We start from the raw sequence: 20,126 nt of genomic DNA on the forward strand, positions 1-20,126 counted from the left end.
CATTTAGAAAGAGTGATGGAGTGAAATATTTTGCGGCTTTATCTCCCATGAAAGACGAAGAAAAAAGTAAACAGTATCGTGAGCAGCATCTGGAATTCATCAAGGAAAAGCGCGAGGAAGGCAGCGTTCTGATGTTCGGCCGTTTCACTGATGGTGTAGGGGGGCTTGTCATCTACAAAGGTGAATCAAAAGAAGCGGTGGAGGCACTTGTCTCTCAGGACCCTTACTTTATGCACGATGCCCGTCATCTCGAACTCCACGAGTGGGACATGCAGACAGATTATACAATCAGCTGAATGGCGATATAGGAACGTCAGGTCTTGGCTTAAGCCATCCAGGCCTGGCTTTTTTGTCGAAATTAAGAACGAGCATCGTCGGTGGTGCAAAACTATAATGCTAAAAGCTGTAACATAAGTGTGAAAGATGTATCATAGGGAATATAGAGCATAAGAATAGTGGAGGGAGGGGAAATCATGAAACAGAAATTACTTACAAGTGCAGTCCTCCTGATGAGTCTGATGATGATTTTCACAATTTATGCGCCCCAAAACACCTCGGCAGCCAGCCAGAGCCTCAATAATATGCTGGAGATCCGAAGTGATGATGGGGTTTATGATGCAAATGAAGCCCAAGCGATGATCAACCGGCTCAATCGTGTCGACGAACGTATCCTATACCATACAAGTTTGGCGGGGGTAAAGATCATATTGACCGATATGCCCCTTACTGAGCTGCCGGAATTCCAATACTTGTCCGGTGTCACACCCAATGGTTGGGAAGGAACCGGATCCACATGGGATGATGTGCCCGGAGCAGGAGGATATACGACAGCTGCACGCATCGGCTACAGTAATCCAGGCAACGGCCACTCGACGATCAACCTTGAGCTGCACGAATATGGCCACGCTGTGGACGACTTTGCAGCAGGGACGACACTCAGCGAATCACAGGAATTCCTGAACATCATGAGCCAGGAGAAAAACAGCCTGTTCCATGACCATGAAGTGCCATCTTATTTCGATGCACCAGGGGAGTATTTCGCTGAAGCATTCGGCATGTATTATCTGGGAGGTAATGCGAACGCAAAACTCGCAAACCGCGCGCCCCAGACATATCAGTTCATTCATACCCTGCATAACCGCCTGATCAGCATCCAGGGTGCAACAGGCAACACCACCCAGTTTGCATGGGATGCTAACAGTAATGCCGCCTATTATGAGATCTACCGGAACAACCAACTGATTGATACCACCACAAAGAGTTCCTATAAAGATACAGGACTTGAAACCTCGACCAGCTACAATTATTACATTCGTGCGATGGGGGCGAACGACAATCCATTATATACATCGTACTATAGGACGGCAACGACCGGTAATCAGGCAGATGCTCCCGAGGTAGACCGGACAGGACTTGAACAGATGGTGGCAGAAGCAAAAAAGGTCCCGCTCGAAAAACGTTCTCCAGCACTCCAGACCGCCCTTGAGAATGCTGAAGAGCTGCTACAGACCGAAAATGTGGAGCAGTCACAACTGGATGAAACGGAACAATCGCTCAAATCTTCCATTTCGGACAATGAAGATGTCCAAGTATCGAAAGATAGTAACGAGGAATCTTCGTCTACAGATGAAAATGGAGAAACTTCAGATTCTAAAGACACTGAAAAAACCGATGAAGAGGAATCTTCTGAAAAGCCAGAAGACGAGGCAACAGAAGAATCTACATCTGCCACCGAGCAGTCTTCGGCAGAGTCTTCCGGAGAAACTGGAGAGACTGAAGAAGATACTGCTGAAGCACAAATGGCATCGGAGGAAACAAACGAAGACTCAGAAGAAGGCAAGGCTGAAGATGAAACAGAAGAAGAGAGTGCCGAATCAGTTGATACAGACAAAGAAAGTGCCCAAGCAAGCGATGGAGATTCATCGAATGTAGTATTAATATTTGGTTCAATTCTACTGTTTATACTTGGTCTCGTGGCCGCAATCGTATTATGGATGAGAAGGAATTGATATTAGAAGACGAGTGCCAGAATTCTGGCACTCGCTTTTTTTCTCGTATCATATGAATGAAATGTGATATTTTAAATATAGAGAAGGGATGGTAATACTTCCGTCAGCAATATATTTATTCGATAGAAAGTCTCTTGAGAAGAATAAGTGAAATGTTGCAGGAATCCCGCAATACCAATGGACTTAAACATTTAAATACATCAAGGTCAAAAAACAAACTATGTATTCTTTAAAACTATTAAATTCTCTGTTTAGTAGTACAGGCCGTAAATATAAGCGCATGCGGAAAAAAATGAAATTAACCCGAATCGACAACATCAAAAATGCCACATTCGCCAATCACATTGTACCCGAGGGATTTACCACCAATTCATCCCCTTCTTTAGTGACGCCCAATTGACTGCCTTATACAAGACCGCTGTGAATCGTTTGGCCACATTTGATCTAGATGCCATCCAACAGAACGATGCCATCACCTATGGCCTGGAATCCTCGGTTAAAGCCCTCCGTCGGTACCACCGGGGCGAAGGCGAGCCCGTCTATAATCTCTATGCCTATACCAATGCGGCCGATTTTAGAACTGCGATGGCCTGATCAGGATGTTACGATCAGGCCAGACAGACAACTGATATTTCGGATATTATTCGATTACAGAGGGGACATCCGACATAATTTTTCAGTTCAAAGGATTCAAAAAGAAAAGGAGGGGCATTATTGAAGTTAAATAAAACGCTGTTTTTTTCATATCTCTTGATATGGATTATCGTGGGCCTGATCGTCTTTGACAAAATAGTGCCGATGATTGTGTTTATCATCATTGGCGGAGGATCCACCGGGTTGATTATTGCGACTAAAACAAAAAAGAGTGAGGCCACTACCAGAATATAGAGTCAATATACACCCGGTTTTATATAAAGGAGATACAGTATGAAAATTATTGACCCGTCTGTACAGAAAACCAATTTAGCAATACAAGTCTTTGTTCTTTGGTATTTGAAGCTCATTACATTTGGAAGGTCTAAAAAAATAAATAAGCGATATGAAAGAGTATTGAAGTCTTTCAGCGAAATCCGTACCCATGATAAGCTCTAACCTTATTGGCAAGTGAAGCCGGTGTGTGATCATAAAAAGCAATATATCAACATGATAGATGGCTTGAACTCTGGCAACAATCGACAAAAAATCCACTCATCACGCAAGTCGACATCAGACGGATAAAACACACTGACAACAAAAAAGAAATCTCCGAAATTGCCAAATACAGTGCCAAAAACAGCGACTATCTCCAAGACGAAACCGTATTTGACACATTCTATAACACACTTTCCGGCAAACGCCTCATTGTATATTCCGGCCGCTTTAAAGACGCCAATACACTCTATGAAACCAAGGAACTCGACCACTATAAAGATATAGATCCAATCTACTACATCTACCAAATTTTTTATCACTGGGGTAAAACTGACTACATCGAAACCGAACGCAAACTCATGAATCAAGACATGCAAAAAGAAATCAATCAGACCCTATTAGACGAATCAGACATCGAAGAATAACCGACACCCCCGCACCGAAATACACACCTAAACGCCCCCATTTACTCTTGACCTCCCTAACCCTGCACGTGGGTATAGGGAGGTCAAGAGTTGAGTATAGTAATTTATTACGAAACGAATTGGGGGAGAATGTCGGTGGCTCAATCGGTGCGGGTGTGTTGTGTGATTCTAAATAAAAAAACGGCTTTACCCCTCAATTACCCTTCGATTTCCCTAGTTTTAGAATTTATTTAGAATACACTCTTGAAGCGAATTATCCCAGTGCAGCATGCGGAATTTTTGATAAAAAATGACGTGTGCGTAACTGGGCAGTACTGAGATTTGAATTCAAACCGAACTGAGAGTTAGACACCATTTCAGAGTCCAAATAAGCGTATATGAGCGTTTAAATCATTTTTTGGGTGTATGTTAGTAAATCAAGAAATAAACCAAGACCACCACTCTCGAACCCAATCTTTTGAGTGTAAGGGTTTAAAAATAGAATTCTATTTTTAAGAAATGCCTTCAGGTAGAGTGAGTTTTGTTTAAAATTAACGATAAGTATGAGCGAATAGGAGGATGACAATGTCCAAAAGTATATTGAGTTTCAAACTAAAAGAATACCGAGAACATAATAACCTTACACAAGAAGATGTTGCGGAGTTATTAGGTGTGAGTGACAAATCAATTTCAAAATGGGAATTGGGGAACGGCTATCCAAGTAAGAAGAACATGATAAAACTATCAGAGTTATTGAATGTATCACTGGAAGTGTTGGTCATTGAAGAACAAACTGTGGACGACAAATTGAAGAGAAGCGTTAAATATGGTCTGGTGAGTTATTGTATAATTTTTGCATTAACAATATTGATTAGAGGGATTAAAGATACTAATCGTTATCAAGAAATATTAAGTAGAGATCTTGATGAAATCATTAAAATAGTACTTATTAATTTTGGACAGAATATTTATATTGCCATTGTACCGGCTGTGATTATTGGTCTGGTATGTTACTTCTACATCATTCCGCGGCAGCAAGTCGATTAAATAACCCCATGAGATTTGCTTCAATTTATGATTTGGAAGATGGATTTCCAATTATTTTTAGAGTGTATTCCATTTAAAATGAAATACAAAAGCTGAAAATCAGTAAACGTAGTAAGAGCATAAGGAGGTTTTTCCGGATTTTCATCCTACAAAACCTCAAAACCCTTGATATGTCGGCAGTGCCGACAATATATTTTTCCGTCCGGATTTTAACCAAATGTACCTGTTTAAGTACATGAAAACAGCTATTTTTTGATGTAATATTACAAATGTACCTGTTGAGGTACATCTAAATCGGAAGGAGATTGATAAAAGTTGGCACGAATTGATGTAAAAGATGTTGATGAACATTGTACCATTTCGAAGGTGTTTTATATTGTCTCAAATAAGTAGGTTAGTCTAATAACTAGTGGCGGTCCTTCGATTTTTTCTATGGGAAAATTCCCAGTAAGAAGTTCAAAATGAGTATTGATAGGATAGTAGGAATTAGAATCGAGACAATTCCTAAAATATTTATCTTCTCGTTTTCGCCGATTGTAAAATTAAGCTAGACACATAAAAAGGTCACGCATGATACACTCAAATGGTTTTCCGACCAAAGAAATCATAGGAGTGATCATGCATGACCCATACCCATATTACCACGGATGAACTGGTAATCATAGAAGCCTATTTCCATCACGACACACCGATTTCTCATATTGCGAAACGGATTGGCCGTGCCCGTCAGACCTTCAGGCGAAATATCTCTGAAAGAGCAGCTGACTATCCCACCTTCGATGAAGAATTCGGTCACCTAGAAGGCGATACTATCGTTGGTGTGCGTCATAAAAGTGCCGTCATCAAGCTGGTCGAACGGCTATTAAAAGCCATCATCACCTTGAAGCCTGAAGGTCGGACGGCCAAAGATATCGAAGCCGCCATCAACACATGGTGCCACTGGGTGCCGAGAAACCTATTCAAGTCCATCACCTTCGATTGTGGCAAGGAATTTTACAACTGGCGGGCACTGAGCAACCAGCATGATTGGGCCATCTATTTTGCCGATCCGGGCACACCATCACAGCGGGGACTGAACGAACATTCAAATGGATTGCTCAGAAGGGATGGCCTGCCTAAAGATATGGATTTCAACATGGTCGACCAGACATTCGTCTCATCGGTTGCGCCAGGAGAAACCATATCCCGAGAAAATCATTGAACTATCGTACACCATTGGAAGTCTTTTTGAGTTACATGGGTGAAAAGCAACTGTCTAGCTTATTTTGACAAATGAAATCTTGTAATTTCCAATCCATTTTAATGATTTTTCATTTCCAATTGATGAATTAGATGAGTAATCATATCGTTATTCGGGGTTTTGATCCCATATTCTTTTCCATATTCAGAGATTTTACCATTTAGATAATCTACTTCTGTCTGAACACCTTTTGCCAAGTCTTGATGCATCGATGGATAATGCAGTCCCGCCGCACTGTCAGGGAATGCCGCCTTGATTTTTTCTAATGAAGCATCAAAATCTAAATTTACACCACGAGCACCTGCAACTTCTATAATTTCTTCAATTATTGGGGTGATCATTTCAATTACGGCACCGTAAGCGGCAAATTCCCCAATCCTTTTATCCAAAATTGAACATAAAGGATTTAAGACACTATTTAAGGTTGCTTTAGCCCAAATAGAGTGTTGAACATCCCTACTTATAATAGAGTTTAGGTTAGCTGTGTTGAATATATCGTTGATTTCCTCTGTCATTTTTGACGCAATGCCATCTGCTCTTTGAATCTGGATGCCACCTGATCCTGTTAATACAATCTGTCCCGGCCCTTTGAGTCCAGCGGTCCACATCGTCACTGCCAAGTATATGCGATCCTTGGACACATACTTGGCTAGACGGTCCCCATGGCCTAATCCGTTCATCATAGTGAGGATTGCTGTTTCTGCGTGTATTGAATTTTTTTCATACAACGCTTGCAGCATGTCTTCTGCATACATGGCTTTAGTTAAAATAATGATTAAATCATATGATTCATCTATATCTTCCAATAATTTTGCTTTTACAGGAACTTGATATACTTTATCCTCTGTGTGTACTTCCATTCCTTTTTCGTTAATGGCGTTGACATGTTCCTCCCATCTATCTATGAGTGTTACATCAACGCCTGATTCGTGAAGCTGTATCCCTACTCTACCGCCTAGTGCACCTGCGCCTGCTACTGCAATTTTCATTTACTATACATCCTTCCATATTATGATTCTGCTTCAAAATAGAAAATAGTTGGCTTATATATCTTAAGTATTTTGACGAAGAGATAGTGGAATAGGAGTGCTGAAATTAAAGGGACAATAACGTATGCAAAGATTACTTTAAATATGACACTCCCAATGCCGCCATCTAACAAAGCCATGGACTGAATTGGACCTACAAAACCCACAAGTCCGAATCCCGCTGATGCAGGGGTGCCCTGGATGTTAAGTAAACCAGAGACAAGCCCCGACACTGCTGCTGTTAAACTTACTGGTAGCAGTAGGATTGGATAGCGGATCATGTTCGGCATCATCATCTTCATCGCCCCGAGTATAACTGCGATGGGCACCCCTATTTTATTTACTTTATACGTGCCAATGAACAACATAATTGCAGCTGAAGCGACTCCAATTGCTGCGGAACCCGCTGCAACCCCCGAGATGCCAATTGCGTATGCAATTGCCACAGTAGAGACAGGTGAGATAATTACTATTGAAAACAATACTGATATAAGAATAGACATAATTATAGGCTGTGTAGTTGTAATACTATTAATCAGTAGCCCGAGTCCAAGTGTAATTGTGTTTACGTATGGTAAAAGTAATATACCAGCTAATCCCGCAATCCCCCCGCCAATAATGGGGAGCAGAATGATACTGAGACTCCCGAGTTTATCTTTGATGATTAACATGATTCCAACTGCAATGGCTGAAGTAATCATCGTGTTAATGAGATCCCCAATTCCTGTTATAATCCAGCCGGAATCTGTGAATTCAGCAGCACCTGATCCTACGAAAGCAGCCGTTCCCACGACGACTGTTTGTAATGGAGTCATACCAAACTGCATTGCAATCAATACACCGGTCAGGACAGGAATAGTAAATTGAATACCTACGACCACATTTTGAAGCGTAGTAAAAATATCTCCGTATTGAGCAAGGTACCCAAACAGCCCTCCGAGGATCGCATTTGGAATTAGACCAACAACAATCGCAAGGGCCACCCCATTGAGTATATTAAACAAGAATTTTTTTGGTGTTATTCTTTCTTTAGCTCCATCCATGTAATTCCCACCTTCTATTTGTGATTTATTTCACGATAAATATACCATTTACCATGCTGTCTGGCAATATCCTGAATTAAATTCTGAATTATCAGTTCTCTCGTTTAATAAATACCAACCCCTGGTAAATCAAAATAATATTTGCGTTACAATAAAAAGAGAACAATTATTAGAAAGGAAGATTTGAATGGAAGAAAATCAAAAATATTATGGCTATATGAAAAAAATTGGGGAGTAAGTGAAAATCGGTCTTATAGACGGCAAAGCGATGAGAGGAAAATTGTTGTTTGTCAGTAAATATGAATTTTATCTAGAAATAGAAGGAAAAGAAGTTACGATATTCAAACATGCTATATAATACGTTATGTAACCAAAAATAATTATTTCTCTTTTCAATAACATGATATATATTTATACCGGTGCCCATTTTCTTTGAGTAAACGGATTTGTACCAATTGTCTGTAACCGTCAAGTGGTTCTGGGCTCTTACGCTAAGTTGGGGAGAAACGGGTATGTATCAGTAAAAAGGAATGGTGACCATGTATGATCATTTCACTGATTTAGACCCTCGCTTGACTGTACTCTCCTATGTGAAAACAGAGGATATTGTATCATATGTCATTACATTGGATACGCACACAGGCCGTTGTCCCCACTGCCATTCCACCACCTCTCAGCGACACAGTGCCTACATGCGGGTCATAGATGACCTGCCCATCCAGGGGCGACGCGTTCAACTGTATCTGAAAGCCCGGAAATGGTTCTGTTCGAATGCATTATGCGCCACAAAGGTATTTACGGAACGCTTTGACTGGCTGGTCCCTTATGGCCAGCGGACGATTCGTCTGGATGAAGCACTGCGGACCATTGCTTTCTCCAGCAGCTGTGTCCAAGGAGAAACTGTCACCCGGCAGCTTGGGATGCCGGTCAGCCATGACACACTGCTGCGCCTGATTCATAAAACAGAGATGCCTGTTCCGCAAAGCCCCTTTTGTGGGCATCGATGATTTCGCCTGGCGAAAAGGGTATCGGTATGGCATTCTGATCTGCGATGCCGTCACACATCATCCGATTGATCTCCTGCCCGACCGGGAAACGGCCACATTGGCCCAATGGATTCAGGGGCATCCGGAGCTGACCCACATCACCCGAGATAGATATGTGCGTTTTCAGGACATCATCACGACCCATGCCCCGGCCGTCATTCAGATCCATGACCGGTTCCATCTGATTCAGAACCTCTGGACCCTACATGATCGGATTATAAGGAAAGTGTTGCCGGTACGCATTGACCTCGGCATGCGATCACCGCCGCCAGTTCCTCCGCCTCAGACCAAAGCTGAGCATCACCGCTTGGAAAATGCCCAAAGGAAATGGGCACAGGCCCGGACACTCCAGAAGTACCATGCACAAGGGTATTCAATCTCCCGGCTTTCCCGGCAGTTCAATCTACACTGGAAGACGGTCGAGCGATACCTTGGGATGACAGGGGTGCCGGACACGACCCGCCAGAAACGGTCCAAACTGCTGGATGCCTTTCACAAATCGGTCATTCACTGGGAGGCGGACGGCGATTCCGTTCGGGCAATCTATGAAAAACTACTGAAGATTGGATATAAAGGGGCCTACGGTTCAGTGAAAAATTTTGTCGCCGATCTTCGAAAACGGAAACGGGTGGCGGCCCCATTGGACATTGAGTATCACAGCCGTCGTGACATTCGGCGCATACTGTGGCAGAACCACCTTGAAGTGGACGCCGAGCGCGACATCATCAACCGTATCCTCCAACAGTACCCAAAACGCCAGCCCGTCTATGCGTTTGTGGCTGGTTTTCGCGAATGCATTGCCGAGAAGGATCATGTCGGATTTACTGAACTCATCCTATTTGAACAACAACGCCGTGACCCTCTGACGAAACACTTCATCCGGCGGCTGCTCACTGATTTCAAGCCCACGGTGCATGCCCTGATGTATAATGAAAGCAATGGTTTCGTCGAGGGGAACGTCAATCGGCTGAAGACCATCAAACGGATTATGTATGGCCGGGCCGGTTTCAGGCTGTTGAGACAGCATATGCTTTATCGTCCACTATAAATTTAAAATTTTGGCTATGTTCATCACAATCTATATATAAGCATTCCCCAACTTAGCGTAAGAGCCAAAATATGAATACCATACAAATAAAGTAGATGCGAAACGAAACACTAAGGAGAATGGGATGGAAATTCACGATTTCTTATAATTCTCTAAAGCAAATAAAGGCAATATGAGCTACCATAATATTTTTTAAGTTCTGCTATTATATAAAAATGCTATTTAACATAGTGTGCATTTAGATAGATGTAAAATAATCGGTGTTTAATGCGAATAACTGTAGAAAGTACAAATATAAAGTTCTCAGAATAAAAGTATAGCCTATTGAATAAATAATGGCCGTTTTCTGAATTTTTAAGGTAAAATATACGTATTAATCTTTCTTAGGAGGAATTTCAATGAAACTACTTTCTTCAAATGTAGTAACAACAGTTATATTACTTATACTTCTAGCGTTAGTTATATGGAATTATATTGATATATTCACCTACTTAACAGTGTCAATTATTGTAATTATTGCTTCGATAATTGTAGATTATAAAAAAAATAGAAAAAAGTAAATTCATAGGTTATAATGCAATTATCATATAAGAGGTGTTGTTAGTTATGAAGAAGAAAGTTTTATGCTTGATGATTTTTTCTTTGATTTTGTATCCGTTCTCAGAAACATTTATTACTCTTGGCGGTCAGGAAAAAGTACAAACTGCTGAAGCAAGTACAGAAGAATTAGAAGGAATAAATGAAGATGTGGTTTTCGAGGAAATGAATTCAAATCAATACGTTTATACTTATAGTAATGAGGGAGAAGATTATAAGAATATAGAAGTATTTGTAAGTGAAACGGAAGTCCATTCGGAAATTTATATGCTTAATAAAGAAACTCAAGAATACGAGCTGGTTGATTCAATTATTACAGTCGTAGAAAAAGATACCGTTAAACAAACCTCTGAACAAACAAACGAATATAGTGAAGTTCCCATAGAAGCAATGTCAGTAAATTTAAAAGATAGTATGCATTTTGAAGAAAATCTTTACCAGATTGCTGCCTCATCATGGAAGTACAATAAAACCTATACAGGGTCTAATAATCTAAAGCTACAAAGGTTTACAGTTGGTGCAATTGCAATAATAGTAGCAAGTATTACAAAATTACCGCAAACAGCTAGAACTGTAACTCAAGTAGCTAATCTTTACTTTCAGATAAATGCAAGCAAAGTAAATGCAAGCAAAGCATACTACAAAACAGTTGTATATAAAGATTCAAATGCTCCCCGTAATAGACCAAACTTTAAACATGTTACTACTTTCTACAAAAACTCAGCTCGAACGCAAGTATTAAAATCAAATGTAGTACGTCTAGCATGTAGCAGTACTTGCAATAGTTAAAAAATGAGTTGATCAATATCACCATAACAGAGTCCGAAACCATAATATTTCGGGCTCTGTAATTATATAATAATGTCATTTAAACTAATACAAATTTCCTTATATCATATGTCCGGCAATAAGGGTAGATCTATACTTGAATGTAGATGCATCGGTCAAGCTGGTGGCTCTCAATACACTGGAGCTGCCATACCGTTGCTTCAATTGGTCAATTGTGTGGTTCAGTTTTTCCTCTTTTAGATCCTTATCTGTATCAAATAGTGATATCTGCATGACTGAATCCGGTAAGAAGTTCGTTAGAGATACATTAATCGTCCTATACGAACTATGTGGGTCAGCCACTTTATTTAATTGGCTCCATATCAGTTGAATAATCTTATTAGAGTTGTTTGTTCCTGCCTTTATTGTAAACTGCTTTCGATAAATCTTTCCATCCTTTGTGCCAATAGAGAAAGAAATCGTACGTGCAAGTTGTTTATTTAACCTGATACGATAAGTCACTTCATCAACGTGTTCTATTAAAATCACATATAGTTCGGTAAGCGTATAATCTCGGAGTAGAATCTGACTTTTAGCGATCGAAGGGCGATGTGCTATGTGTTTATCTCTGATAAAGCTCTCATCTATGCCATTGGCATGAAGATGCCAATCGACCCCCACGATACCAAAATCTCTCTTCAAATATTTCCAGGAATAGTTTGCTAAATCTCCAACACTATAAATGCCCCTCTTGTTAAGGTTCATTTCACTTTTCATATTAATTCCCCATAGTTTTGACAGGGGTTTAATCCCCCACATTTTTTCTTCTACATCTTTATAACGCCATTCCGTGATGCCATCCGGCATTTTTTTTGCTTCAATATCCAATGCCACTTTGCTTAGTAAAAGGTTATCGCCAATACCAATGGCACACTGTATTTGTGTCACTTCATAAATTTCATTTTTTAAGTGCTTTGCAAATGCTTTTGGTGTCTTGGAAAACAGATGGTAACTATTAGTAATATCCATAAAAAATTCATCAATAGAATATTGGTGTAACCGTCAAGTAGAACTCAACACTTTATCCCAAATAAGATTCAACAGTTCATCCAAATTAAGACTCAACACTTTTTTCTTCAAATAACGCTCTTCTGTATTTCATTCTGATACTGTCTTGATTCTCATCGAAGGTAATGATTTCACTTCGATGAAGGAGGCGATCTAAGATCGCCGTGGTCAGTGTCGTGTCTCCCAAAAATTTTCCCCATTCGTTAGGCCCCTTATTCGATGTTAAGATGAACGCTGTTTTGTCATACATATCATAGATAAACTGAAAAAACAGTTGGGCATCCTGCGGTTCATAAGCCATATACATGATGTCATCGATAATAATTAAATCTGAAGATTCCATACGTTTATATCTGGTTTTTGACTTACTGAGATATTCTCGTGTTTTAAGGATATAGACCAGATGATCCATCGGTATAAACGTTACCTGGTAGCCTTCATTGACAGCGTGAATACCGAGACCGGTGGAAAGATGGGTCTTACCTACGCCAGGCGGTCCCATCATAATTAATGTAAAATGGTCTTCAATCCAGGATAGCTCCTTTAATACATTCAGTTGCTTGTCCCCAATCGCTGATTGTTCAGACAGTTTAAATTGCTCTAATGTTAAGTGTTGCGGAAACTCTGCCCATTTCATCAATTTAATCCGGTTCTTTTCTTCCCGACAGTCCAGTTCATACCCGAGGATCTGATCCATCAATTCATAGTACGTCCAATTCTGTGACTCTGCCATCCGAAGCATATTCGGCAGCTCTTTTGCGGTTTCTGCCAACCGGAGGGTGCGACATTTCTGTTGTAAGTCATCATAAGTGTTCGTCATTTCATTGACCGCCCTGAAGGACTTTTAAATAGATATCTGGTTGACGCGCGGGGGCAGTCATATCTTTGTACTTCTCATTAATGACAGGCTGCTTAGCCCTGTGTTTACCGTGTTGAATGTCCAATGAAATCGCAATATCTCTGAGATCATTCGCACTGGTCAATCTCAACCGGTTTAATTCTTTCACCGCATCATTAATATGTTGTGGATATTGCTTGGCGGACTGGAGTACAATTTTCAATTGATCAATCGTATGTCTCGGATAATGTGTATGCAAGGTCCGAATCAATCCGTCGGCCAGTTCTGGATCATCCAAAACTTTAAACACTTGTGCGACCAGTTGGTCTCTTTTCGTTTGAGACCGATGTCGATGACCAGGGTCTGTAATCACCTGACCTTTAATGTCAGACACTGTATGTACCGCAATCGAATCACCCGTTGGATGAAGCGAAATACTCAATTTTCCATCTGTGACAGAGACATACGCAATGTTTTCATTTCCACTTTGATACGTCCCGAGAGGCACACTATATCGGTTGCCTTCAAAGCGAATGACATTGTCTTTATGAATCGTTCTTGTTATATTAATAGATGAAATGTTGTCAAAATGATATTTCCCAGAGACCGTTTGAAGATGCTGCTTTTCGAGGGCGTGCACTTCAAAGGGTCTTTTCTTTATATTGTGATGGACTTTATAATTCCCCGTTCTTTTTAGCCACTTCAAAGCGTCCTGCTGCCATGTATTCAAGTTGTCGAAGATGCGATGTTTGGCAAAATTGTTTTTTACATATTTAATCACTTGTTCGATTTTACCCTTTGATTCCGGATCACTTTTTCGACAGAGTTCGACTTTAAACCGTCTAAATTGATGGTATTTCGTAAATGATTCGGTCAGGATTAAATCGCCCGCATTCTCACTCACCGCCAGTAAACGGTCCTGATCATAGACAATCTCCTCAGTCATCCCGCCAAAATAATGAAATGCATTTTCCTGTATTCTAATTAAATCACTGGTCCGAAACGGTCGGTCTAACCATTCCACATACTTAAACCGGGAATGCGATAAGATGAATCCGGTGACATACAATTTCTGTCGCCCGCCTGACGATGTGTCCACGATAATCTCTCCAAAATCGACTTGTATTTGCTGACCGGGTGGAAGCTCATCCACCGCACCGTATATTCGATTCGCTGCCACTTTCGGGATGTGATAGTGTTCCCTTAAGTGATTGACGTAGTTTCGGACTGTATTTTCAGCCAAGGATTGAATATCAAATTTATCTTGCAGCCAATCGTATATTTGCGCACTGGTCACATCTGGATGTTCTTTTAACCATGTGAGTATTTCACTTCTGTAAGGATCCAGTTTTTTCGTTCTGTTTTGTAAGGATGCCATAAAGTCAGCGAATGCATCGGGTGTCATATTCAAATAATCAATGACTCTATTTCTTGATATGTTTAATTTCTTTGCGATTTTACTATTTGAAAACCCCATATTTTTTAATCGGTGTATCTCTTGATAAATCATCCATTTTTCCACTCCATGTTCTCTCCCTTTCAATATACTCTGTCTCAGTATACCGAAAAGTGATTTCTAGTTTGTAAATTGTTGTGTCTTATTTGGAGAGAGCTGTTGAGTCTTAATTGTGGAAAACTGTTGAGTCTAGTTTAGCAGTTACAATTGGTGAAAATCTTCTGCAGGAACATACTTTAAGGCAATTTGAGAGATTAATGTCGAATATTCTATATAGGTCTGCATTGAAGGATTGATAATATATATGTCGTTCCTTTGAGGGATCACGTATAATCGTGAGCCAGTTTTTATTCCTAATTTCTTTAATTCGGGTGTAGCAGCTAAAACAACAGATCCTTTCCTTTTTGTGTTTCCCACAACAGCTAACTTAGTTTTTAACGGGTCTAATCCTTTTAGAATACAGGATACACTTGCAAAAAAACTTTTCTGATCAATACAAAGAATGTCTCTACTGCTGCATAGATCATAATTGTACATAACTCTCCCCCTCTAGATAGAACGTGTGTTCCCGTATTTATTAGGATTATAGCATTAGTTGATTTAAATTTAAAATTTCTTATATAGCCATAGTTGAATTTAGAAGAAGAATCAATATAAATTACAACAAAGAAACAATTACTCCATTTTTCTTTCTCCCAATCAAAAGTCAAAATGATCTAAGTTCCGGAATTTAAAATTATTAAGTTCAGCGCCACACCAGGTATTCCACCGGTACCAATAGCTTTTTCAACCAGCATAGTTTGTAAATAAAATTAAAAATAGCCTACCATAAGGTAGACTATCTAAGTTGAGGTATTTCTCTAACACTGTTTTTCTTACGATTAGTCAATAGATTACAAGCATATATTCCATATTTTTCATCCCTATCCAGCGGGGCGCCCCGCTGGATAGGGATGTCGGCATGCCAAATAGGCCCTGCTTTTTCAGTTTTTTCGGAGCAGGGGCTGTGGTATACTTGAGTTACGAATTGACGCAGTGGTGGGTGGCCACAGCGTAATCATATCGCTGTCCAACGGTGACAAGATGGAAGAGGCACTTCAAAAACTTGTTCACACAGGCGATGCAGGCAACCTTATGGTGTTTACCATGGGGTTGCTTTTTTAGTTTCCGATAGTAGTCCACCAGATGGTTATCCGCGTGCCTCTGGTTCCGGATCATATTCTCGATCATGTAGTACAGGATTTTCCTTAGATGCTTATTGCCGCGCCGATTGATCTTATCCTTGTACAGAAGGATGCCGGATTGATGGCGGCGGATGTCGATGCCGGTATAGGCATTCAGCTGATTGGCCGTGTCGAACCGGCGGATGTCTCCGGCTTCAGCGATGATACGGACCGCTGTAATGTCTGCAATCCCTGGAAAGCTCTTCAGGATATGGTATTCCGCCTGTTCCTGAGACATGGCGACCATTTGCTGGATGAGCCGGTGCTTCAGCTCCAGCAGGGTCTGACAGCGTGCAGCATAGTTTCTGAGCTGTTCAATTCGGACGTCATCTGTAGACAGTGCCGGATAGGCATCTGCGGCCGCCGACATCAGCTGATCGGCTTTCTCTTCTGCGCGTTTTCGGGACTGGCGCTTCCCGGTGCTGCCGAGGATCATATTCTTCACTTTCGTTCTGGACAGCACAATCACCCGATCCGGATGCGGAAACAGTTGGAGGATGGAAAGATACAGGTCGGAAGTTCGGGTAAAGAGCTGCTCCAGTTCCGGGAAGGTCATCTGAACCAGGGCATGCATCCGGGTTCTCAGTCGGACAATCTCCTGCTCCAATTCAGCGTAGTGGCGGGAGAGGCTGCGCATTTCTTCGTAATACCCTTCTTGAACCTGCTTGTTGCGGGGCGGATGGGTAAAACAGGCCTGGGCGAGTTTATGGGCATCACTCCGGTCCGTCTTGTGCATCCGCATGGACAGGCTCTGCATCTTGGCCGCCAGTGGATTGAGCAGCGCATACTCGAACCCGCATGCCTGCATGAAGCGTTCCAATGCCTTTGAGTAGACCCCTGTGGCTTCAAATACAATATCAGGCAGGACGCCATCCTGTTTCCGTTGCGTCTCAATCTGGATCCGGACATTATCAAAAGCCGATCTGGTATGCGTGATATCCCCTTCAAATATACAGTGCTGCCAAGCATCATAGACGACCATGTAGCTGTGTCCCATACTGACATCAAATGCGATGACACTTTTCATTTGGTTCTCCTCCTTTGTTTTAAGCAGAAGTGACCACGTATCCTCATCGATTCCCTTTTCTCATACTCGATCTCGAAGATCCCACATACTGAACCTGATTCAGATAAGGATAGTGGAGCTGGCCCGTTTTTATTCCGGATTCTAAATCCTAAAACCTCGTCGACCTGATCTCCACTCCTACTATATGAAAATAGTACCACAGGACCTGGCCGGGTCCTGTGGTACTAATCTTAGTATGTTTTTATTGTTTGCATAGTCCTAATTGCACTCTTGATGCAAAGTGTGCAGCTGCACCAGCGGCGAAAGTTCTTTGTACACTGGTTAAACTACTATCTCCGGCACGGACAGTCATGGAACCAATAAGTGTTATATCACAACTACATTTTCCCCATCCTTCTCTGCTATAACAGTTGTCATGAGCTTGACAGACATAATCTATAGTATCTATAGGCATACCTGGGGAATTACCTAATCCACAATAATTACCATATCTATGCCAGGCGTTTGTAGTTACCAAATCTTCTTCAAATTTTTTAGCACTTTCGAAGGCAGCTTGTTCTCCCTGGTTTAGATCTTTGTTTTTGAACAAGACTAAGTTTTTACCAGCTTCGACATCAAAATTAGAGAGACCACTTTGCAAGGCAATTTCTTTATTAAATATGTATTGCCCATTTTCCAATGTGACATATTCCATTAGTTTTTCATAATAAGCGTAATTCTCATTAACCAGATTTTTTTGAGCTTGTTCATCTTCTAAGATGCATAAGCCTTCCTCATCTGTGCTTTCGGTATTTGCAAGCGCTTCCTTTTGAAGATTTAAAATTACTCCTAGAGCAGCAAAAATAGCAAAGAAAAGCATGATTTTTTTAAACATAGTAAGTCTCCTCAAGTGATTTTAGATAAAAATAAACATTGAAGCAACAACAAAGAGCGGTAAAAGGTTGATACCAATTATAATAATGCTAAGTGTTCTTTTATTTGTACCATTCTCATCAAAAATCAAAGAAATAATACCTAAAGTTAATAAAATAAACGTTGTTAGAACTGGCACACCAAATGAAACTAAAAACCAATTATTCGTGTCTTCTACTACTCCGGCAAGATAAACATATACTAAATTCAATATTGAGATAACTATTAATAGTTTCTTCACTCCGCCCCCTCCTTAAATTATTAGATACCATATATAATAAAATAGTGCCTTTAACTTTTACGGTATCTGAGATTATTAATATAATAAAGAAAATTTACATAATTTTTACAAAAGAATAGTTTCTATTTATTGCATTTTTTTATATAGAGATTTGATTATTAAATATCGGGAGTTTCTTCTTCAAGTATCTTGACCAGTTTATAAAAACTGGTCTTTTTGACTCCCGATTCTTTCATCGCTTGAACTGCCGTTATTTCTTTCGCTTTCCATTTTCTATAAACTTCTCGAAATTCCTCTGAAACATAAACTGCAGGTCTGCCGAATTGAACGCCATTCTGTAATGCCAGATCGATTCCTTCACGCTGTCGTTTTCGAATACGTTCTCGTTCTTCTTCTGCCATCCACGATAGGATCTGTAAAACCAAATCCGCAATAAATGTCCCCATACTGTCTTTGTACTGTGTTGTATCCAGTAACGGCATATCCTGCACCACAATATCTGCTTCGATATTTTTCGTTAGGTCATTCCATTCCTGCAGAATCTCTTCTTTGTTTCGGCCAAACCGATCAAGTGAATGGATATATAAGATATCTCCTTTTCGGATTATACGTTTCAGTAACTGGTAATTCGCTCGTTCAAAGTTTTTGCCACTTTGCTTATCTAAATAAATATCCCGTTCATTAATGCCCTGACTTTTCATGACTTCTTTTTGACGGCCTTCGTTTTGATCTTTGCTGCTGACTCGTATGTAACCAAATTTACGTTGTTCCATCTATAATGGACCCAGGATTTTAGACGCGAAAGAAGGAGATGTTAAGGTAGGTATATGAAACGTAAAAGATATACACCCGAATTCAAATCCCAAGTTGTGTTGGAAGTCTTGAAGGAAGAAAAAACAATGAACCAGATCGCTTCGGAACGTGGCGTCCATGTGAACCAGCTGCATAATTGGAAAAAGCAGTTCCTACAGGAGATGCCACAGATTTTTGACAGCCAATCCAAAGATCTGGACAGAATGAAAGCCGACTATGAAGAGAAGCTAGAAAGCCTCTATGCGGAAGTCGGAAAACTCACCACGCAATTGTCGTGGGTCAAAAAAAAATCTGGCATCTACCACGACTAGACAGGAACGCATGGAAATGGTGGACTGGGCAGCCACTGATTTTCCCATTTCGGAACAAGCCAGACTACTGAGTCTCAATCGATCCAGTCTCTACTACAAACCGGTGACGCCCTCACCGGAAGAGGTAGCCATCAAACACCGGATTGATGAGCTCTATACCCGATTTCCATTCTATGGATCACGCCGGATTACCGAAAAACTGAAACATGAAGGCATCGCCATCAACCGTAAGCGGGTCCAGCGGCATATGCGGGAAATGGGCATACAGGCCATCTATCCAGGGCCCAACCTGAGCAAGCGCAATCTGCAGCACCGTATCTATCCCTATCTGTTGAAAGGTCTGCCCATCACCCGTCCCAATCAGGTGTGGAGTATTGATATTACATATATCCGACTTCAGAATCACTGGGTGTATCTCACCGCCGTCATCGACTGGTATTCCCGCTATATCATCAGCTGGGAACTGGACCAAACACTGGAAATGGACTTTGTTCTGGATACTGTGCAACGGGCACTGGCAAGTGGGACGCCCGAAATATTCAACAGCGACCAGGGCAGTCATTTCACCAGTCCTAGATACATCGAGCTCTTGAAATCACAGCCGGGCATCCAGATCAGTATGGACAGCAGAGGGCGTGCATTGGATAACATCATGATTGAGCGTTTCTGGCGGAGTCTCAAGTATGAAGAGGTATATTTGAAGGACTATGGGACGCCAAGGGAGGCACGGCAGCATATCCGTGACTATATGGCATTCTACAACCACGAGCACCTGCATCAGTCATTGGACTATCAGACACCAGGCACCATTCATATTCATTAGATGCGCCCCCGCTCCTCCTTGAACAATTATCTTTCCGATGTCAGAACCTATCA

19 protein-coding genes and 2 pseudogenes are annotated in these 20,126 nt (G+C 41.0%); 11 read left to right on the plus strand and 10 right to left on the minus strand.

All coding sequences use genetic code 11. The features are described from left to right. Positions 1-20: 20 nt before the first annotated feature. From ACZ5LF_RS01490 to ACZ5LF_RS01520, 7 genes and pseudogenes are all read left to right on the plus strand, one after another. Complete coding sequence (locus tag ACZ5LF_RS01490) at positions 21-296, plus strand: YciI family protein (protein WP_380570833.1); 276 nt, start codon at positions 21-23, stop codon at positions 294-296. Between the two features lie 177 nt (positions 297-473). After that, positions 474-2,009 carry an anthrax toxin lethal factor-related metalloendopeptidase gene (locus ACZ5LF_RS01495; RefSeq protein ID WP_380570834.1) on the plus strand — a complete coding sequence of 512 codons (1,536 nt, stop codon included), beginning with the start codon at positions 474-476 and terminating at the stop codon, positions 2,007-2,009. A 429-nt stretch (positions 2,010-2,438) separates the two neighbouring features. Continuing rightward, the gene (locus ACZ5LF_RS01500; protein WP_464759561.1) at positions 2,439-2,603 is read left to right on the plus strand and encodes a hypothetical protein; all 165 of its coding nucleotides are present in this window, start codon (positions 2,439-2,441) and stop codon (positions 2,601-2,603) included. Positions 2,604-2,723: 120 nt separating this feature from the next. After that, positions 2,724-2,897 (plus strand): hypothetical protein, encoded by a 174-nt coding sequence (locus ACZ5LF_RS01505; RefSeq protein ID WP_380570836.1) that lies wholly within the window; start codon positions 2,724-2,726, stop codon positions 2,895-2,897. 302 nt (positions 2,898-3,199) lie between these two features. Continuing rightward, positions 3,200-3,565, plus strand: coding sequence for a protein rep (locus ACZ5LF_RS01510; protein ID WP_380710261.1), 366 nt, complete (start codon positions 3,200-3,202; stop codon positions 3,563-3,565). 564 nt (positions 3,566-4,129) lie between these two features. Then, positions 4,130-4,591 (plus strand): helix-turn-helix transcriptional regulator, encoded by a 462-nt coding sequence (locus ACZ5LF_RS01515; protein ID WP_380570837.1) that lies wholly within the window; start codon positions 4,130-4,132, stop codon positions 4,589-4,591. A gap of 718 nt (positions 4,592-5,309) precedes the next feature. Beyond that, positions 5,310-5,860, plus strand: a pseudogene (locus ACZ5LF_RS01520) (IS30 family transposase); the annotation flags it as partial. Between the two features lie 30 nt (positions 5,861-5,890). Here ACZ5LF_RS01520 and ACZ5LF_RS01525 read toward each other — a convergent pair. Together ACZ5LF_RS01525 and ACZ5LF_RS01530 are read right to left on the minus strand one after the other, a co-directional pair. Beyond that, on the minus strand, positions 5,891-6,820 hold the full coding sequence (locus ACZ5LF_RS01525; protein ID WP_380570838.1) for a 2-dehydropantoate 2-reductase: 930 nt from the start codon (positions 6,818-6,820) through the stop codon (positions 5,891-5,893). Between the two features lie 20 nt (positions 6,821-6,840). Continuing rightward, positions 6,841-7,902 carry a PTS sugar transporter subunit IIC gene (locus tag ACZ5LF_RS01530; RefSeq protein WP_380570839.1) on the minus strand — a complete coding sequence of 354 codons (1,062 nt, stop codon included), beginning with the start codon at positions 7,900-7,902 and terminating at the stop codon, positions 6,841-6,843. 539 nt (positions 7,903-8,441) lie between these two features. On the opposite strand from ACZ5LF_RS01530, the gene ACZ5LF_RS01535 reads away from it, so the two are divergent. The 3 genes from ACZ5LF_RS01535 to ACZ5LF_RS01545 all read left to right on the plus strand — a co-directional run bounded on the left by ACZ5LF_RS01535 (position 8,442) and on the right by ACZ5LF_RS01545 (position 11,382). Further along, positions 8,442-8,909 carry a transposase family protein gene (locus tag ACZ5LF_RS01535; protein WP_411843044.1) on the plus strand — a complete coding sequence of 156 codons (468 nt, stop codon included), beginning with the start codon at positions 8,442-8,444 and terminating at the stop codon, positions 8,907-8,909. After that, entirely contained in the window at positions 8,896-9,996 is a 1,101-nt protein-coding gene (locus ACZ5LF_RS01540) for a transposase (protein WP_380709890.1), read from the plus strand. The genes ACZ5LF_RS01535 and ACZ5LF_RS01540 overlap by 14 nt, the downstream gene beginning before the upstream one ends. Positions 9,997-10,602: 606 nt before the next feature. Further along, on the plus strand, positions 10,603-11,382 hold the full coding sequence (locus tag ACZ5LF_RS01545; protein ID WP_380570567.1) for a hypothetical protein: 780 nt from the start codon (positions 10,603-10,605) through the stop codon (positions 11,380-11,382). 99 nt (positions 11,383-11,481) lie between these two features. On the opposite strand, the gene ACZ5LF_RS01550 is transcribed toward ACZ5LF_RS01545, so the two are convergent. The 8 genes and pseudogenes from ACZ5LF_RS01550 to ACZ5LF_RS01585 all read right to left on the minus strand — a co-directional run bounded on the left by ACZ5LF_RS01550 (position 11,482) and on the right by ACZ5LF_RS01585 (position 18,899). Then, on the minus strand, positions 11,482-12,390 hold the full coding sequence (locus tag ACZ5LF_RS01550; RefSeq protein WP_464759565.1) for a DinB/UmuC family translesion DNA polymerase: 909 nt from the start codon (positions 12,388-12,390) through the stop codon (positions 11,482-11,484). 85 nt (positions 12,391-12,475) lie between these two features. Continuing rightward, on the minus strand, positions 12,476-13,249 hold the full coding sequence (gene istB / locus ACZ5LF_RS01555; protein WP_380709892.1) for an IS21-like element helper ATPase IstB: 774 nt from the start codon (positions 13,247-13,249) through the stop codon (positions 12,476-12,478). Between the two features lies 1 nt (position 13,250). Beyond that, entirely contained in the window at positions 13,251-14,789 is a 1,539-nt protein-coding gene (istA, locus tag ACZ5LF_RS01560) for an IS21 family transposase (RefSeq protein ID WP_380572289.1), read from the minus strand. Between the two features lie 141 nt (positions 14,790-14,930). Further along, positions 14,931-15,260, minus strand: a pseudogene (locus ACZ5LF_RS01565) (Y-family DNA polymerase); the annotation flags it as partial. Positions 15,261-15,743: 483 nt separating this feature from the next. Continuing rightward, positions 15,744-16,973, minus strand: coding sequence for an IS110 family RNA-guided transposase (locus ACZ5LF_RS01570; protein ID WP_380572277.1), 1,230 nt, complete (start codon positions 16,971-16,973; stop codon positions 15,744-15,746). Between the two features lie 241 nt (positions 16,974-17,214). Continuing rightward, complete coding sequence (locus ACZ5LF_RS01575) at positions 17,215-17,847, minus strand: phospholipase A2 family protein (protein WP_380570607.1); 633 nt, start codon at positions 17,845-17,847, stop codon at positions 17,215-17,217. 21 nt (positions 17,848-17,868) lie between these two features. Then, on the minus strand, positions 17,869-18,126 hold the full coding sequence (locus tag ACZ5LF_RS01580; RefSeq protein ID WP_380570606.1) for a hypothetical protein: 258 nt from the start codon (positions 18,124-18,126) through the stop codon (positions 17,869-17,871). Positions 18,127-18,284: 158 nt separating this feature from the next. Then, entirely contained in the window at positions 18,285-18,899 is a 615-nt protein-coding gene (locus ACZ5LF_RS01585; RefSeq protein WP_380570605.1) for a recombinase family protein, read from the minus strand. A 54-nt stretch (positions 18,900-18,953) separates the two neighbouring features. Here ACZ5LF_RS01585 and ACZ5LF_RS01590 point away from each other — a divergent pair. Beyond that, a protein-coding gene (locus tag ACZ5LF_RS01590) for an IS3 family transposase (RefSeq protein WP_380709894.1) occupies positions 18,954-20,073 on the plus strand; the annotation gives its coding sequence in 2 pieces (ribosomal slippage) (positions 18,954-19,222 and positions 19,221-20,073; 1,122 coding nt in all). The last annotated feature ends 53 nt before the right edge of the window (positions 20,074-20,126 follow it).

This window comes from Salinicoccus siamensis (genome assembly GCF_055391965.1).

What these genes read in the sequence shown, in the direction of transcription:
- ACZ5LF_RS01495 (WP_380570834.1), top strand. Translation starts at nt 474, where the DNA reads ATGAAACAGAAATTACTTACAAGTGCAGTCCTCCTGATGAGTCTGATG.
- ACZ5LF_RS01515 (WP_380570837.1), top strand. Translation starts at nt 4,130, where the DNA reads ATGTCCAAAAGTATATTGAGTTTCAAACTAAAAGAATACCGAGAACAT.
- ACZ5LF_RS01525 (WP_380570838.1), bottom strand. Translation starts at nt 6,820, where the DNA reads ATGAAAATTGCAGTAGCAGGCGCAGGTGCACTAGGCGGTAGAGTAGGG.
- ACZ5LF_RS01530 (WP_380570839.1), bottom strand. Translation starts at nt 7,902, where the DNA reads ATGGATGGAGCTAAAGAAAGAATAACACCAAAAAAATTCTTGTTTAAT.
- ACZ5LF_RS01535 (WP_411843044.1), top strand. Translation starts at nt 8,442, where the DNA reads ATGTATGATCATTTCACTGATTTAGACCCTCGCTTGACTGTACTCTCC.
- ACZ5LF_RS01545 (WP_380570567.1), top strand. Translation starts at nt 10,603, where the DNA reads ATGAAGAAGAAAGTTTTATGCTTGATGATTTTTTCTTTGATTTTGTAT.
- ACZ5LF_RS01550 (WP_464759565.1), bottom strand. Translation starts at nt 12,390, where the DNA reads ATGGATATTACTAATAGTTACCATCTGTTTTCCAAGACACCAAAAGCA.
- istB (WP_380709892.1), bottom strand. Translation starts at nt 13,249, where the DNA reads ATGACGAACACTTATGATGACTTACAACAGAAATGTCGCACCCTCCGG.
- ACZ5LF_RS01570 (WP_380572277.1), bottom strand. Translation starts at nt 16,973, where the DNA reads ATGAAAAGTGTCATCGCATTTGATGTCAGTATGGGACACAGCTACATG.
- ACZ5LF_RS01575 (WP_380570607.1), bottom strand. Translation starts at nt 17,847, where the DNA reads ATGTTTAAAAAAATCATGCTTTTCTTTGCTATTTTTGCTGCTCTAGGA.
- ACZ5LF_RS01585 (WP_380570605.1), bottom strand. Translation starts at nt 18,899, where the DNA reads ATGGAACAACGTAAATTTGGTTACATACGAGTCAGCAGCAAAGATCAA.